The organism is Pseudomonas sp. C5pp, from assembly GCF_000814065.1.
Lineage (GTDB): Bacteria > Pseudomonadota > Gammaproteobacteria > Pseudomonadales > Pseudomonadaceae > Aquipseudomonas > Aquipseudomonas asiatica.
In genome coordinates this window covers 1-14144 of the sequence record NZ_JWLN01000059.1, presented here as the reverse complement: position 1 = coordinate 14144, position 14144 = coordinate 1, and the positions used below count along the sequence as shown (strand labels likewise).

Sequence of the window (14144 nt, the reverse complement as noted above, 5' to 3'; positions counted from 1 at the left end):
AAGCAACCGAAAGTTCGCAACATCACAAATATCGCATATCCGAATTCGCTGGGCTGTCCATCTGGACATTCTGGCAACAGAATTTCTTGACGACCATAGAGCATTGGAACCACCTGATCCCATCCCGAACTCAGCAGTGAAACGATGCATCGCCGATGGTAGTGTGGGGTTTCCCCATGTGAGAGTAGGTCATCGTCAAGATTCATTTCGCAAAACCCCTATCTGCACATGCAGGTAGGGGTTTTGTCTTTAAGTAGGAACTACAGAGATTCGCAGGTACGTCCGAGGGACGGGCCAGCACACAGAATTTCTTGACGACCATAGAGCATTGGAACCACCTGATCCCATCCCGAACTCAGCAGTGAAACGATGCATCGCCGATGGTAGTGTGGGGCTTCCCCATGTGAGAGTAGGTCATCGTCAAGATTCAAATCCAAAGCCCCTGTCTGCGATGCAGACAGGGGCTTTGTCTTTCAGGGCCGAAAAAACCCAGGGCTTGTGTGCGTCGCAATCAGGTCAGAACTGATAGCTGACCGTGGCACTGACATTGCGCTCTTCACCCATGTAGCAGTAGTTCAAGCTGGCACACGAAGTGATGTAGCTTTCATTGGTAAGGTTGTTGGCGTTCAAACGCACATCCATCCCCCGCAGCCCGACCTTGCCTAGGTCATAGCCGATCGAGGCGTCGAACAGGGTATAGGAGGGCACCTTCATACTGTTTTCCGCATCCACCCAGCTGTACCCCACATACCGCACCCCACCACCCAAGCGCAGGCCATCCAGGGCCCCCTGGTGGAAGTTGTAGTCAGCCCAAAGCGAGAACATCTGTTTCGGTGCCTGGGTTGGCGAATTGCCCTTGTTATCCAGGTTGCCGGACACCAGGCTGGGCATCGACTTTGCGTACTCGATATCGGTAAAGGTATAGCCGCCCAGCAGCTTCAAGCTGTCGGTCAGTTGCACATGGGCCTCCAGTTCAAGCCCTTGTGAGCGAACTTGCCCTACAGGGCGATAGAAGTCCTCGTCAGGCTGCTTCGAGGCCAGGTTCTCTTGCTCGATGCGGAACACCGATGCGGTGAACAGATTGTCGCTACCCGGCGGCTGATACTTGATGCCAGCCTCCCATTGAGTGCCTTCGGTCGGTGCCAGAGGGCGTCCTTCCTGGTCGGACACGGTATTGGGGTTGAACGACTCCGAGTAGCTGAAATAGGGCGCAATGCCGTTCTCGAACAGGTAGAGCACTCCTGCGCGGGTAGTGAACCTGGAGCGCTGGTCACTGACCTTTGTGTTGCTGTCGCGATTCTCCTCGGACACCTTCACCCAGTCCTGGCGCAGCCCCAACGAGAAGCGCCATTGGTCCAGCTCCACCAGGTCCTGCAGGTAAACGCCCGTTTGCTGCAAGCGCCGCTGGTAGCGGTTCTCGCCCAGCACCTGAAGGTTTCCGTTGCCGTACTTCGGGTTGCCTGCATCCAACGGATCGACTGTGCCATAACGCCAGGCCACGTCAGCCTTGCGTCGCTGGTAGTCGGTGCCCAGCAGCAAGGTGTGTTTGGCGGCCCCGGTGAAGAATTCCACCTGCAGCATGTTGTCGATGATGTACGAATGCAGGCGTTCGTCGCCGCCGGTATAGGCGCGGTTGAGGATATTGCTGTCGGCATCCGCCCAGCCGGCGGAATACACCTGGTCCATCGACACGTCGGAATCCTGATAGCGGAAGTTCTGGCGTGCCGTGAACACATCGTTGAAGCGATGCTCGAACTGATAGCTGAAGGACTGTTGGGTACGCTCGTAGTTGTCGATACCCGGCTCGCCTTCGAACAAATGGTCCGAAAGGCGCAAGCCGTTGCGCTTGTGCAGCATGCCATCTGCGGGGTTACCGCCGTGATAGCCGCCGTTAGGGTCATGTTGCAGGTAGGCCTGCAGGGTCAGCGAAGTGTCTTCGCTGAAGTCGATGCTGACGGCCGGCGCGATGGCGTAGCGTTCTTCCTTGTTGTGGTCGAACTGCGTGTCGGAAGCATCCGCCAGGCCTGTCAGGCGATAAGCGATACGCTTGTCGTCATCCACGGGGCCGCTGAAATCGAAACCCATGCCGCGCTGGCCTTGGGTACCGAGGGTGGCCTGGACTTGATGGTAGGGGGTGAACAGCGGCTTCTTGGTGGTCAGTGCCACCAGGCCTCCTGGCGAGCTACGGCCATACAGTACCGAAGACGGTCCCTTGAGGATATCGATGCGCTCCAGGAAGTACGGGTCCACCTGCATGGTGCTGTAGGTGCCGTTGTCTCCCATCGACTTGAGCCCGTCGACGTAGATGTTGTCTACCGAGCCGTCGTTGAAGCCACGCATGGCCACATAGTCATAACGATGGGTCGCCCCGTAGGGGTTGGTCAGTACCCCAGGTGTGTAGCGCATGGCTTGGGCAACCGTTTGTGAGCCTTGGTCGTCCATCTGCTGTCGGGTAACCACCGAGACCGATTGTGATGTCTCTACCAGCGGCATGCTGGTCTTGGTCGCCACCTGACTGTGGGTAGCGTTGTAACCCTCCATGCTGCCCAATGCATTGCCAAGTGTGAAGCTACGGACATCGGTGTCTGGCAATGACAATGCAGCGCCTTGGGGTTGTACCTGCAGCACGTAGCTGCGGCCGTTCTGGTTAACGGCTCCCAGGCCGCTGCCATTTAGCAACTGGCGCAGTGCCTGATCGGTAGAGTACTGCCCCTGCAGGCCATTCGACTGCAAGCCTTGGGTGAGCTGGGGTGTGCTCGACAGGGTGATGCCAGCCTGGCGGGCGAACTGGTTGAGCACATCATCCAACTGGCCGGCCGGGATCGCGTAGTGGTGGCTTACCTGGGCCGTTTCCGCCGCTATGGACAGTGGTGTAACGGCTGTCAGGCCCAAGGAGGTGCCAAACAGGGCAGCCCGGACTGCTTTGCGTAAATATACTGAGTGCAAGACAGGTCGAAAATCATTCGCGTTAAATGTGCGCATATGCGCGGGAGCGGTAGGCATGAGGGGTCCGTTGAAGTGAGAGGGCAGGAGGTGTCGCTTACTGTCCTAGCCGGACCGGCATTCAAAACCCGTCAAAAAAGTTGTTGGGGTCGCTACGCGCCCCATCGCCGGCAAGCCAGCTCCCACAGGGATCGCATAGCCCTCAGGCCTTGTGCGATCCCTGTGGGAGCTGGCTTGCCGGCGATGGGCTGCATAGCAGCCCTGAACGCAATAGCCCCCGTCAGATCAGGCCAGCCCCTCCACGCGAACCCACCAGCGTGTACGTTGGCGAAGCCGCACGGGCAGCGTCCGTGGCAGCAGTTGCAGCAGTTGCTCCGGGTCTTCGAGGCGGAATACACCCGACAGGCGCAAATCGGCAATATCGTCGTTGCAGCCCAGGTAACCATGGCGATAACGGCTGACCTGAGAGAGGAAGTCGAACAGGCGCATGTTCCGGGTGACGATCAGGCCTTCTGTCCAGGCCATCGCATCCATGTCCACCTGCTCGAGCTGGTGTGTGCCTAGCGCATCCAGGCGCCAGTTCTGGCCGCTTTCGATCCATTGCAGCTGGCCATTGTCAGGCCGGTGTATCGCCACCCTGCCATGGCTGACACTGACCTGCGTGCAGTCGCTGTCCTGACGCGCCACAAAGCGTCCTTCGAACCCTTCCAGTAACGCGTCACGAGTTTCTACAAGCAAGGAACGCTGCGGGTTGCAGGCAATCATCAATTCCCCCTGCTTCAGGCGGACCAGGCGCTGCTGGTCATTGAAGGCCAGGTCGACGGTACTGCGAGTGTTGAGTTGCATCTGCGAGCCATCGGGAAGCGCAAAGCTGCGTCGTTCGCCCGTGCCGGTGGCGTAGTCTGATGTCCAGGCGTTGACCGCATCGAGGTCTTTTCCCAGCCATGCCGCCGTCCCTACCATGGCAACGCCGCCAAGCAGTTTCAGCGCCTGCCGACGATGCAGGCGGCGCTGGCTGGTCTCCAGGGTTTGCAAAGCCAGCCCGGCACCGGGTATGGCACGCAGGTCGAGGTCCTGATGCAGGTGAATTACTCGTTGCCAAGCCTGCTCGTGTTCGTGGTGGGCAGTGCGCCATTGCCTGCACTCTTGTTGCAGGGCAGGGGCATGCCCGCTCTCGCGCAGCCTCAGCATCAACTGGATGGCCTGCTTGACTGCTGTAGCGCCGGGCTGTGAAGCGGTCATTGCGTCAACACTCGTCGGCGTAGCGCAGCAAGTAGCAATGGTAGAGCGCGTCGGCGATATAGCGCTCCACGGTACGCACCGAGATCCCCATCTGGTCGGCGATCGCCTGGTGCTTCAGCCCCTCGCATTGGGCAAGCAGGAATGCACGACGTACTTTGGGCTTGAGGCCTTCGAGCATGCGCGCGATGCGCTCCAGCAATTCCAGCAGCAGCTCACGGGTTTCGGCCGAAGGGGCCTGCGCTTCCGGCAACTGTGCCAGCGCCTCGAGATAGGCCCTGTGCAGTTCCTCGCGCCGCCAGTGGTCGATCACGAGCCCACGCGCAACCGTTCTCAGGAAAGCCCGGGGTGTGTTCAGTTGCAGATGTTCGCGACGTTGCAACAGGCGTACGAAGGTGTCCTGAGCCAGGTCTGCGGCATCGGCGGCGTTGCCCAGCTTGCTGCGTAGCCAGGCATGCAACCAACCGTGGTGGTCACTGTAGAGCGTTTGCACGGAATCGTTGCTGGGCATGGGAGGGCGCTGCCACCAATGGACATGAATGATAATTAGTCTCATTGTTGACAAGGGCAGATCAATTTGCAACCTATTCGACCGCACCTTGATGCAGTCACTGCTCGCTAGCGGCTCCGTTGTGTATCCAGGTACTTGCGGATTACCCGCGATGCTTTATTCAGGTGCCGTTCCAGCACCGTTACTGCTTCATCCACCAGCTTGTCGCCAGCCGCATCCGCCAGTGCGTTGTGATCGTCCTGTGTGAGCTTGCCCAGGCCCATGGACGAAAGATGAAACCGCAGGAAGCGCTCTTCCTCGTTCAATTCGTCCTCGATCAGGCGCAGCAGCTTCTTGTTCGGCGCCTTGCTGTACAGCGACATGTGGAACAGTCGATTGAGGCGGCCGATTTCGGCGTGACGGGTTTCGTTTTCCAGTTGCTGGATATACCCGCGGGCACTGGCGATGTCGTTGGCATCGAGCAGCGGAATGGACTGGCGCAGTGCCTCGGTCTCAAGCAGCACGCGCAGGGCATAGGTGTCCACCGCATCCTCGCCGATCAGCGGCGCAACAACCGCGCCCTTGTGCATTTCCACTTTCAGCAGTGATTGCGCTTCGAGCTGGCGCAGGGCTTCGCGAACAGGCATGCGGCTTACACCGAACAAGGTAGCGAGCTCTTGTTGGCGGATGGCAGTACCAGGGGGCAAACGGCCATCAAGAATGGCACTACGCAGGCGTTCTTCGATCACGCCACGGGCCTGGTGCGGCAACAGCTGCTCGCTGGCCAGCACATTGCTCAATTTGATTTTCTCGGCCACGCGACGTCTGCCTCAACGATGACTAAAGTTGGATCCAATGAAGCTAGTAACAGCTCTTGGGGGTGTCAAACCTGTATACCTAATGGAGCAGGCGCCCCCAAAAGCGCGGCTATGGTGGATGAAGTCGAAGGGCAAAGGAAGCAGCCCACACAAGGTTATAACCAGAAAGTGTAGGTCGACTGACCGGCGGGTGCATGATCGCAGGATGCCATTGTCTTTTGCCGTTGCAGGCCGCACCATCGCTGCTTTCGACTGGCCTGAACAGGGCTTGGCAGTGGCGATATCCTGGATGCTCAAAACCGTTGTGCAACGTGTCGGCCTTGCTGCGCTGCTGGGCAGCCTGCTGCTGGGTGGGCTGCACGCGGATTGGGACTTTTCCCAGATCAGCCGCAAGTCGCAGGCCCTGTATGGCCCCTTGGGCGCCGGGCAGGGCCGTATCGATGCCTGGCAGAGCCTGATGGCTACGCAGAAGCAGGGTACGGAGCTTGAGCGATTGCAGGTGGTCAACCGCTTCTTCAACCAGCAATTGCGCTATGTAGAGGACATCGACCTGTGGCACGAGGTCGACTATTGGGCCACGCCGGTGCAGGCGCTGATCAAGGGTGCAGGAGACTGCGAGGACTACGCCATCGCCAAGTATTTCAGCCTGCGGCGCATGGGTATTCCCAGTGAAAAGCTGCGCATTACCTACGTAAAGGCGCTGCGGCAGAACCGGGCGCACATGGTCCTGACCTATTATTCAAGCCCACAGGCTCAACCATTGGTACTCGACAGCCTAATGGATGCCATCAAGCCGGCAAGCCAGCGTACCGACCTGCTGCCGGTGTACGCCTTCAATGGTGAGGGTTTGTGGCTGACGAGCGCCGCAGGCAACAAGAAGGTCGGCGATACCAAGCGGCTGTCACGCTGGCAGGATTTGCTGAAGAAAATGCAGGCCGAAGGGTTCCCGGCCGAGCCGGTTTACTGAAGGAGCACAGATGTCACTGTTCAAACAATTGCTGTTGGCCATTTGCCTGTTCCTGGTGGTCGCCTTCAGTGGCAGTTTCATGGTCAGCCTGGAAAGCTCGCGCAGCCAGTACGTCAACCAGTTGCGCTCGCACGCCCAGGATGCGGCGACAGCGCTGGCGCTGTCGCTGACGCCGAGTATCGATGATCCGGCGATGGTCGAGCTGATGGTCAGTTCGATCTTCGACAGTGGTTACTACTCAAGCATCAAGGTTGTCGACCTAGGCTCCAATGCCGTGCTGGTAGAGCGCCACGCCGAGCCGGACCCCGGCGGTGTACCGCGCTGGTTCGTGGGCCTGATCGGCCTGGAAGCTGCCGGCGGCGACGCCATCGTCAGCCGTGGCTGGCAGCAGGCTGCGCGTGTTGAGGTGATCAGCCACCCGATGTTCGCCATTGCCAAGCTCTGGCAAAGCGCCCTGGGCAGCCTGGGTTGGCTGCTGCTGTGTGGCGCGGCCAGCGCCGTACTCGGCGCCTTGCTCCTGCGTCGCCAGTTACGGCCGCTGGATTACATGGTCGAGCAGTCCCACGCCATTGCCCGCCGCGAATTCCTCAGCCTGCCTGAGTTGCCGCGCACACCGGAGCTGCGTCGGGTAGTGCAGGCGATGAACCAGATGGTCGAGAAGCTCAAGGCACTGTTCACCGAGCAGGCCGAGCGCAGTGAGCGGCTGCGTGCCGAGTCCTACCAGGACAGCCTGACCGGGCTCTCCAACCGGCGTTATTTCGAGATGCAGTTGAACACCCGGGTGAGCAACCTGGAAGAAGCGCGCGCCGGCTACCTGCTGTTGCTGCGGGTCCAGGGGCTGGCGGGGTTGAACGCCCGTCTTGGCGGCCAGCGTACCGACCAGTTGCTCCAGGCTGTGGGTGAGCAGTTGCGTCGCACCTGTGCCAGCTACCCGGAAACCAACGACCTGATTTCCCGCAGCCGCGGGGGCGAGTTCGCCGTGTTGGCGCCGGGCATGGTGCATGAAGAGGCGGTACAGCTTGCCCAGGCCTTGGAAGCAACGCTGCACAGCCTGCACGAAACAGGCGCTAGTGATGTAGACCCGGTGGCCTGTATCGGCCTGGCGCCGTTCAGCCCCGGTGATTCACCACAGGCATTGCTGAAGCTTGCCGACGAGGCGCTGGCACGCGCCGAGAACCAGCCAACACCGGGTTGGGTATGCCTTGAACAAGGTGTGGCCGCAGTTGCTGCGGATAGTCAGCATGTCTGGCATGAGCGGCTGGACCAGGCATTCAATAATGGGCAATTCGAACTGTTCTTCCAGCCAGTCGTAGATTGCGCTTCTGTACAACGGGTACTGCACCACAAGGTGATTTCGCGTTTGCAGGATGGCCAGGGCGAGGCGCTGCCGGCAGGCCGCTTCCTGCCCTGGCTGGAGCGCTTCGGCTGGATGCCGCGGCTTGATGTGCTGGTGTTGGAGAAGGTGCTGGCGCACCTTCGAGGGCATGAACAGGTGTTGGCGCTGAACCTGTCCGCCGCCACCCTGGCCGACCCCAAGGCCCTCCAGCGTGTCTTCGAGCTTCTGGGCCAGAACACGGCGCTTGGCACGCGGCTGGTTTTCGAAATTGGCGAGGAACAGTTGCCTGAGCAGGCGGTTCTGGAACAACTCACCCGGCGCCTGCACGCGCTTGGCTTCGGCTTGGCGCTGCAACGCTTTGGTGGGCGTTTCAGCATGATCGGCAACCTGGCGCACCTGGGCCTGGCATACCTGAAGATCGATGGCAGCTACATCCGCAACATTGACCAAGAGCAGCACAAGCGGCTGTTCATCGAAGCGGTCCAGCGTGCCGCACACAGTATCGACCTGCCGCTGATTGCCGAGCGGGTCGAGACGGAAGGTGAGCGGTTGGTGTTGCGGGAGATGGGTGTAGGCGGGATTCAGGGGCAGTTGGTTGGTGAGCCTGCCCCCTGGCGCTGAGGGTATGCGGTCCCTTGTAGGAGCGGCCTTGTGTCGCGAAAGGGCCGCACAACGGCCCCAGGATTTCAGCAAAGATGCATAAATCGCTGGGGCTGCTGTGCAGCCCTTTCGCGACACAAGGCCGCTCCTACAGCGAACACGGTAGGAATGGCGGTCAACGCTCGCGCAACGCCTCCGAACGCGCCTTCATGATCGGCTTGAGCAGGTAGCTCATGATGGTCTTCTTGCCAGTCATGATATCGACCGTCGCCACCATCCCCGGAATGATCAGCAGCGGCTTCTCGTCAGTGCCCAGGTGGCTGCGGTCGGTGCGCAGCTTGATCAGGTAATAGGTGGTCTTCTTGTCTTCATCGGTGATGGTGTCGGCACCGATCTGCTCCAGCTTGGCCTTCAGCCCACCGTAGATGGTGTAGTCATAGGCCGTGAACTTGACCGTCGCTTCCTGACCAGGGTGCAGGAAGGCGATGTCCTTGGGCAGGATCTTCGCCTCGATGACCAGTGAGTCGTCCAGCGGCACGATTTCTATGATATCGCTGCCCGGCTGGATCACCCCGCCAATGGTATTCACCAGCAGTTGCTTGACGATACCGCGTACCGGCGAAGTAACCATGGTGCGGTGCACGCGATCATCCAGCGCCTTGCTGGTCGCCGTGGCTTTGTTCAGCTCTGTGCGCGCTTCGTTCAGCTGGGTCAGCGCTTCGCTGCGGAATTTGCCACGGGTCTCTTCGATCTTGCTTTGCACCTCGCGAATGGCCGCCTCGGCACGCGGGATAGCCAGCGCTGTGGAGTCCAGCTGACCGCGGTTCTCCACCTCGGCACGACGCAGGCGCAGCACTTCAACCTGCGAGATTGCGCCGGTTGCCACCAGTGGCTCGGACATGCTGATCTCTTTACGCAACAGTTCCAGGCTGTTGGCATACTGGGCGCGCTTTGAACTGAACTCGCGCAGTTCCTGCTGGCGCTGGACCAGTTGTTGCTGCAAGCCACCAATCTCGTCCTGCAGTTGCTGGCGCCGGCTCTGGTACAGCGACTCTTCGCTTGCTGCCTGGCTTGGCGCGGCCTTGCGCAGTTCCTCATCGATCTTCAACGGGGTGTCGCCCACTTCGGCACTCAGGCGCTCGACGCGCAAAGCCATGGCCAGGCGGTCGGCCTCGGTTTCACCCACATTGGAGGCGAATCGGGTTTCATCCAGGCGCAGCAATGGCTGGCCCACTTCGACGATCTGCCCTTCCTTGGCGAAGATCTCGGCGACGATGCCCCCCTCCAGGTTCTGAATCTTCTGCACCTTGGACGACGGAATGGCCTTGCCTTCACCCCGCGTAACTTCGTCGATGGGCGCGACGCTGGCCCACACGATCAGGAATACGAAGAACAGGATCACGCCCCAGATGGTCAGCCGCACGACTCGCGGCGCATCCTCGATCAGGGCCTTGTTGACCTCTGGCAGCGGCTGCCCGCCCAGTGAATCGGACCCTTTGAAATAGCGCCGCAGGCCTTCCTTGAATTGCCCTACATCCAGCTTATGCAACACTGATCTGCCCCTTCTTCAGCGCATCCATGACCGCGGCTTTCGGGCCGTCGGCGACAATCTGCCCGCGATCGATCACGATCAGTCGGTCCACCAGTGACAGCAGCGAGGCACGGTGAGTGACCAGCAGCATCGTCTTGCCTTCCACTACCGCCTGCAGCCGCTGCTTGAGGCGTTCTTCGCCGGTGTTGTCCATGGCGCTGGTCGGTTCGTCCAGCAGCAGGATCTGCGGGTTGAGCAACAGCGCACGGCCCAGGGCGACGTTCTGTCGCTGGCCGCCGGACAGGTTCTGCCCGCGCTCACCCACCTGCAGCTCGTAGCCGTCCGGGTGCAACCGGGCGAATTCATGTACGCCTGCCAGTTCAGCAGCCTGCAGGATCAACTCATCCTCGATGTAGCGGGCCCCGCTGACCAGGTTATCGCGCAGGGTACCGGCCAGCAGCTGAATGTCTTGCGGCACGTAGCCGATGTTGTGGCGCAGTTCGCTGACGTCGATCTGGCGAATGTCCACGCCGTCGACCAGCAGCGAGCCGCCGTCGGCTTCGTACAGGCCGACGATGAGCTTGGCCAACGAGCTCTTGCCCGAGCCACTGCGGCCGATAATGCCCACCTTCTCGCCGGGGCGGATGGTGAGGTTGATGTTCTTCAGGGCCTGGTTCTGTTGGTTCGGATAGGTGAAATCGACCCCGCGGAACTCGACGCTGCCCTGCAGCACCTTGCGGCTCAGCGGGCGTTCTTCGAAGTTGCGCTCTTGCGGTAGTTCCATCATGTGGTCGGTGGAGACCATGGTCACCTTGGCTTGCTGATAGCGGGCGAGCAGGCCGTTGAGCTGGCCCAGCGGCCCGAGGGCGCGGCCGCTGAGCATGTAGCAGGCTACCAGGCCGCCCATGCTCAGGTTGCCGTCGATGATCAGGTATACGCCGACGCAGATCATTGCCACGCCTGCCAGTTGCTGGATCAGCAGGGTGATGTTCATCGCCAGGCTCGACAGCACTTTCACCCGCAGTTCCAGGCGGCTGAGGGTACCGAGGGTCTGCTCCCACATGTACTGGCGTTCGCTTTCGGCGTTGTTGACCTTTACCGCATCCAGGCCGGCAAGGGTCTCGATCAGGCTGGACTGGCGCTCCGAAGCCAGGGCCATGGTCCGTTCCATGGTCGCCATCAGTGGCCGTTGCAGTGCGTAGCCGATGCCCAAGGCCAGTGGGAAGGCGATGATCGGGATCCACACCAGGTGCCCGCCAATGATGGCGATGACAATCAGAATAAGGACGGTGAACGGCAGGTCGATCAGGCTGGTCAAGGTCAGCGAAGCGAGGAAGTCACGCAGGCCCTGGAACTCATGAATGTTCTGGGCAAAGCTGCCGACCCTCGCAGGGCGGTACTTCATCGACATGCCGACGATACGTTCGAACAGCGTTGCCGAAATGATCAGGTCGGTCTTTTTGCCAGCCAGGTCCAGGCACAAGCCGCGCAGGCCCTTGAGGATCAGGTCGAAGATGTAGGCGCCGGCGATGCCGACGGCCAGTACCCAGAGGGTCGAGGTGGCCTGGTTGGGTACCACCCGGTCATATACGTTCATCACGAACAGTGGCGCGGCCAGGGCGATCAGGTTGATCACCAGGCTGGCGGCGATGGCGTCGATATACAGCCACTTGCTGCGCAGCAAGGTATCGCGGAACCACGACTTCGCCCGGGGGATGAGGTTGCCGTGGTTGACGTCGAACTTGTGTTGCGGCTGGGCAAAGAATACCCGACCACTGTAATCGCTCTGCAGGGCTTCGCGGCTGACATGCACCTCGCCGCCATCGCTCTCGCTGAGCAGCAGGCGCGCAGTGTCTTCGTTCTCCCAGCCCAGCAGGACGGCGCTGCGGCCTTCCTTGAGCAGCAGCATGGCTGGCATGGCGATGCTCGGGATCTGCTCCAGCTTACGCTGCAGCAGGCGCCCCTGCAGACCGGCCCTGGCGGCAGCGCGGGGTAGCAACTCGGGGCTCAGGCGCTGGGCCGGCAACGGCAGGCCGGTGGTCAGCATGACCCGGCTTGCAGGTTTCTGGTGCAGGACACACAGGCTCAACAGACTATCCAGCAAGGGATCGTCATGCTGACTGCGTGGATCGTGGCTGAGTTGGACTCGACTGACTTCGGATTCCACGCGGCGCTCTCTTCATCCTTGTGGTGGGTGGGGTGGGTGTGCCGCCGTTCAGGCTGGCTCACCCGTGCTGCCAGGCAGTGGTCATGAGGCTACGGCACCCTGGCGCTTGGGCAACCGGCTAATGGTCGCCTTGAATCGGTATTGAGTAAACAGTTCTGCAGTCTTCATTCCTGGCAGACGGTGCTGGGTGGTGGATGTTTCATTTTTGATCCAGTCAGCATCCAGGTCGAATCAGTTTTCAGCATAGTCTGCCATCCAGCTGCCGACAGAAGTGTTGCGGTATCGCTCTGCACCATTGTCAAGAAACAGGCGCTGATTTGTTGACGAACTTGCGCGACTAATTAGGCAAAATTCATCTATTAGAAAAGCGTTCTCTGACATGCCTGGTCTATACAAACGGTGACGCTTTCCGTATTAGGGCTGGCAGTATTTACGCTGTGGTTCGCTATCTCTTTGATCTGCGGCAAATTGGCACCCTTATTGTGCAACTGTACTAGCTACCGAGAGCCGCGAACTGTCACAAGGCCCAGGTTCTGCGCGGCCTCCAGTCACCGTCGGGCCCCCTTTAGGCAAGGTTTGTGCTTCTGACAAAGCTATTATTTGAGCGAGCTGAAGGTGACTTGTAAATTGACGCTCGAATTTTGACAATTGCCGATGAAAGGGTGTCCTGACCCATCCGATACCATCACCTAAGCGCCGAGAAAGATGCTCTGATATGTCGCGTTGCCTGCCTTTAGGTGATGTATGACACTTGTCCCCAGAAGCCACATGGTTAATATGCGAATATCAATGTGACATTACATTGGCGATTGTTTAGGATGGCAGAATGCAGGTCAATAGTTTGGCATTTAATCAATTCCAATAAGTCATAGACGGAATATTGACGCCGGTAAGCGTCGAAAGATCATCAACATATTTCCGCCTGAAGTGGTCTGCGAGTGCCGCTCTGGCAGGGAAGTACCTATCGGGTCACACGGAGAGTCCAATGAGCAGCGTTGTAGCCATCGTCAAAAGTCTTGTTGGCCAGGTTATTGCGGTATCCCCAGAGGGCATTCGGCGTGTTCTGATCGAAGGGGACCGCCTGCTGGCTGGTGAAGAAGTGCTCACCGGCCCAGGCGGTGCAGTTACTTTGGAGCTGGCCGACGGCCGTTTGCTTGACCTGGGTCGAGACAGCCAGTGGAGCGCTGATGCGCCTGACAGCAGCACCGACCTGAGTCAGGCTACCGCGCAGGCCGCGCCGTCAGTGGAAGAGCTGCAACAGGCGATCGCCGCCGGTGTCGACCCGACTACCGAGCTTGAAGCAACTGCGGCTGGCCCGTCGTCGGCGGGCGGTGGTGGTGCACTTGGGGGTGGCCACAGCTTTGTCATGCTCGAAGAAACCGCAGGCCGGGTCGACCCTACCGTCGGCTTTCCGACTGATGGGCTGGGCTTTGCTGCCGTGCTCGATGGCGAAGAGGTTGGCCAGCTGGATACCACCAGCAACAACCAGGTGACTACTCCGACGACCGATACCAATGTTGCTACCGACCTGGTTCTGGGCGCTACCTCTTCCATCAGTGAAGCGGGTGGCGTAATCGTTTATACCGCTACGGTTGGCCAGGCGCCGACCACAAACCTGGTGGTCACCCTGTCCAACGGTGCCGTGATTGTCATTCCGGCCGGGCAGACCACTGGGAGTGTAAACGTCGTGGTCCCCGCGAACGATACCCCGTATATCGACGGCGGCCAGATTTCGGCGACCGTAACGGGCTCCACCGGGGGCGGCGGGCTGATAGTGACTGTGCCGCAAACACCAGCGGTTACTCAGGTTACCGATACCGTCGACACCACCACCGCGACCCTGACCGCTTCGCCAAGCGTCACCGAAGGCGGGGTGATCACCTACACCGTGACCCTGAGCAACCCGGCCCAGACTCCGGTAACTGTGACCCTGTCCAACGGCCAGACCATCACCGTTGAAGCTGGCAAGACCCAGGGCAGCGTTGACTTCGAAACCCCGGCCAACGACGTCTATAACAACGGCTCGACTGTCAGCACCACGATTACCGGTGCG

General features: G+C 60.0%; 9 protein-coding genes and 2 rRNA genes. 5 read left to right on the top strand and 6 right to left on the bottom strand.

The window, feature by feature from the left end; all coding sequences use genetic code 11:
* Positions 1-85: 85 nt before the first annotated feature.
* A 5S ribosomal RNA gene (gene rrf / locus RR51_RS27590) occupies positions 86-201 on the top strand.
* 109 nt (positions 202-310) lie between these two features.
* Positions 311-426, top strand: a 5S ribosomal RNA gene (gene rrf, locus RR51_RS27585).
* A 90-nt stretch (positions 427-516) separates the two neighbouring features.
* Here the strand turns inward: rrf (RR51_RS27585) and RR51_RS27580 are convergent.
* The 4 genes from RR51_RS27580 to RR51_RS27565 form a co-directional block, all read right to left on the bottom strand.
* On the bottom strand, positions 517-2982 hold the full coding sequence (locus tag RR51_RS27580) for a TonB-dependent siderophore receptor (RefSeq protein ID WP_052261136.1): 2466 nt from the start codon (positions 2980-2982) through the stop codon (positions 517-519).
* Between the two features lie 246 nt (positions 2983-3228).
* Positions 3229-4185, bottom strand: a complete 957-nt coding sequence (locus RR51_RS27575) for a FecR family protein (protein WP_039615369.1) — start codon at positions 4183-4185, stop codon at positions 3229-3231.
* A 4-nt stretch (positions 4186-4189) separates the two neighbouring features.
* A complete protein-coding gene (locus tag RR51_RS27570) occupies positions 4190-4693 on the bottom strand; it encodes a sigma-70 family RNA polymerase sigma factor (RefSeq protein ID WP_015268511.1) in 504 nt (167 codons plus the stop codon).
* 107 nt (positions 4694-4800) lie between these two features.
* Positions 4801-5490: a GntR family transcriptional regulator gene (locus RR51_RS27565; protein ID WP_039615368.1), complete on the bottom strand. Its 690-nt coding sequence runs from the start codon at positions 5488-5490 to the stop codon at positions 4801-4803.
* 205 nt (positions 5491-5695) lie between these two features.
* On the opposite strand from RR51_RS27565, the gene lapG reads away from it, so the two are divergent.
* Complete coding sequence (lapG, locus tag RR51_RS27560; RefSeq protein ID WP_177328690.1) at positions 5696-6457, top strand: cysteine protease LapG; 762 nt, start codon at positions 5696-5698, stop codon at positions 6455-6457.
* Positions 6458-6467: 10 nt separating this feature from the next.
* Positions 6468-8414 carry a cyclic di-GMP receptor LapD gene (gene lapD / locus RR51_RS27555; RefSeq protein WP_039615367.1) on the top strand — a complete coding sequence of 649 codons (1947 nt, stop codon included), beginning with the start codon at positions 6468-6470 and terminating at the stop codon, positions 8412-8414.
* A gap of 154 nt (positions 8415-8568) precedes the next feature.
* On the opposite strand, the gene RR51_RS27550 is transcribed toward lapD, so the two are convergent.
* Both RR51_RS27550 and RR51_RS27545 read right to left on the bottom strand, forming a co-directional pair.
* On the bottom strand, positions 8569-9945 hold the full coding sequence (locus RR51_RS27550) for an HlyD family type I secretion periplasmic adaptor subunit (RefSeq protein ID WP_015268515.1): 1377 nt from the start codon (positions 9943-9945) through the stop codon (positions 8569-8571).
* The gene (locus tag RR51_RS27545) at positions 9935-12091 is read right to left on the bottom strand and encodes a type I secretion system permease/ATPase (RefSeq protein WP_039615366.1); all 2157 of its coding nucleotides are present in this window, start codon (positions 12089-12091) and stop codon (positions 9935-9937) included. Before RR51_RS27545 ends, RR51_RS27550 begins: the two co-directional genes overlap by 11 nt.
* A 985-nt stretch (positions 12092-13076) precedes the next feature.
* Between RR51_RS27545 and RR51_RS27540 the strand changes: the two genes are divergently transcribed.
* On the top strand, positions 13077-14144 hold a 1068-nt coding region (locus RR51_RS27540), incomplete at its 3' end, for a retention module-containing protein (RefSeq protein WP_082044779.1).

What these genes read in the sequence shown, in the direction of transcription:
- RR51_RS27580 (WP_052261136.1), bottom strand. Translation starts at nt 2,982, where the DNA reads ATGCGCACATTTAACGCGAATGATTTTCGACCTGTCTTGCACTCAGTA.
- lapD (WP_039615367.1), top strand. Translation starts at nt 6,468, where the DNA reads ATGTCACTGTTCAAACAATTGCTGTTGGCCATTTGCCTGTTCCTGGTG.
- RR51_RS27570 (WP_015268511.1), bottom strand. Translation starts at nt 4,693, where the DNA reads ATGCCCAGCAACGATTCCGTGCAAACGCTCTACAGTGACCACCACGGT.
- RR51_RS27575 (WP_039615369.1), bottom strand. Translation starts at nt 4,185, where the DNA reads ATGACCGCTTCACAGCCCGGCGCTACAGCAGTCAAGCAGGCCATCCAG.
- lapG (WP_177328690.1), top strand. Translation starts at nt 5,696, where the DNA reads ATGCCATTGTCTTTTGCCGTTGCAGGCCGCACCATCGCTGCTTTCGAC.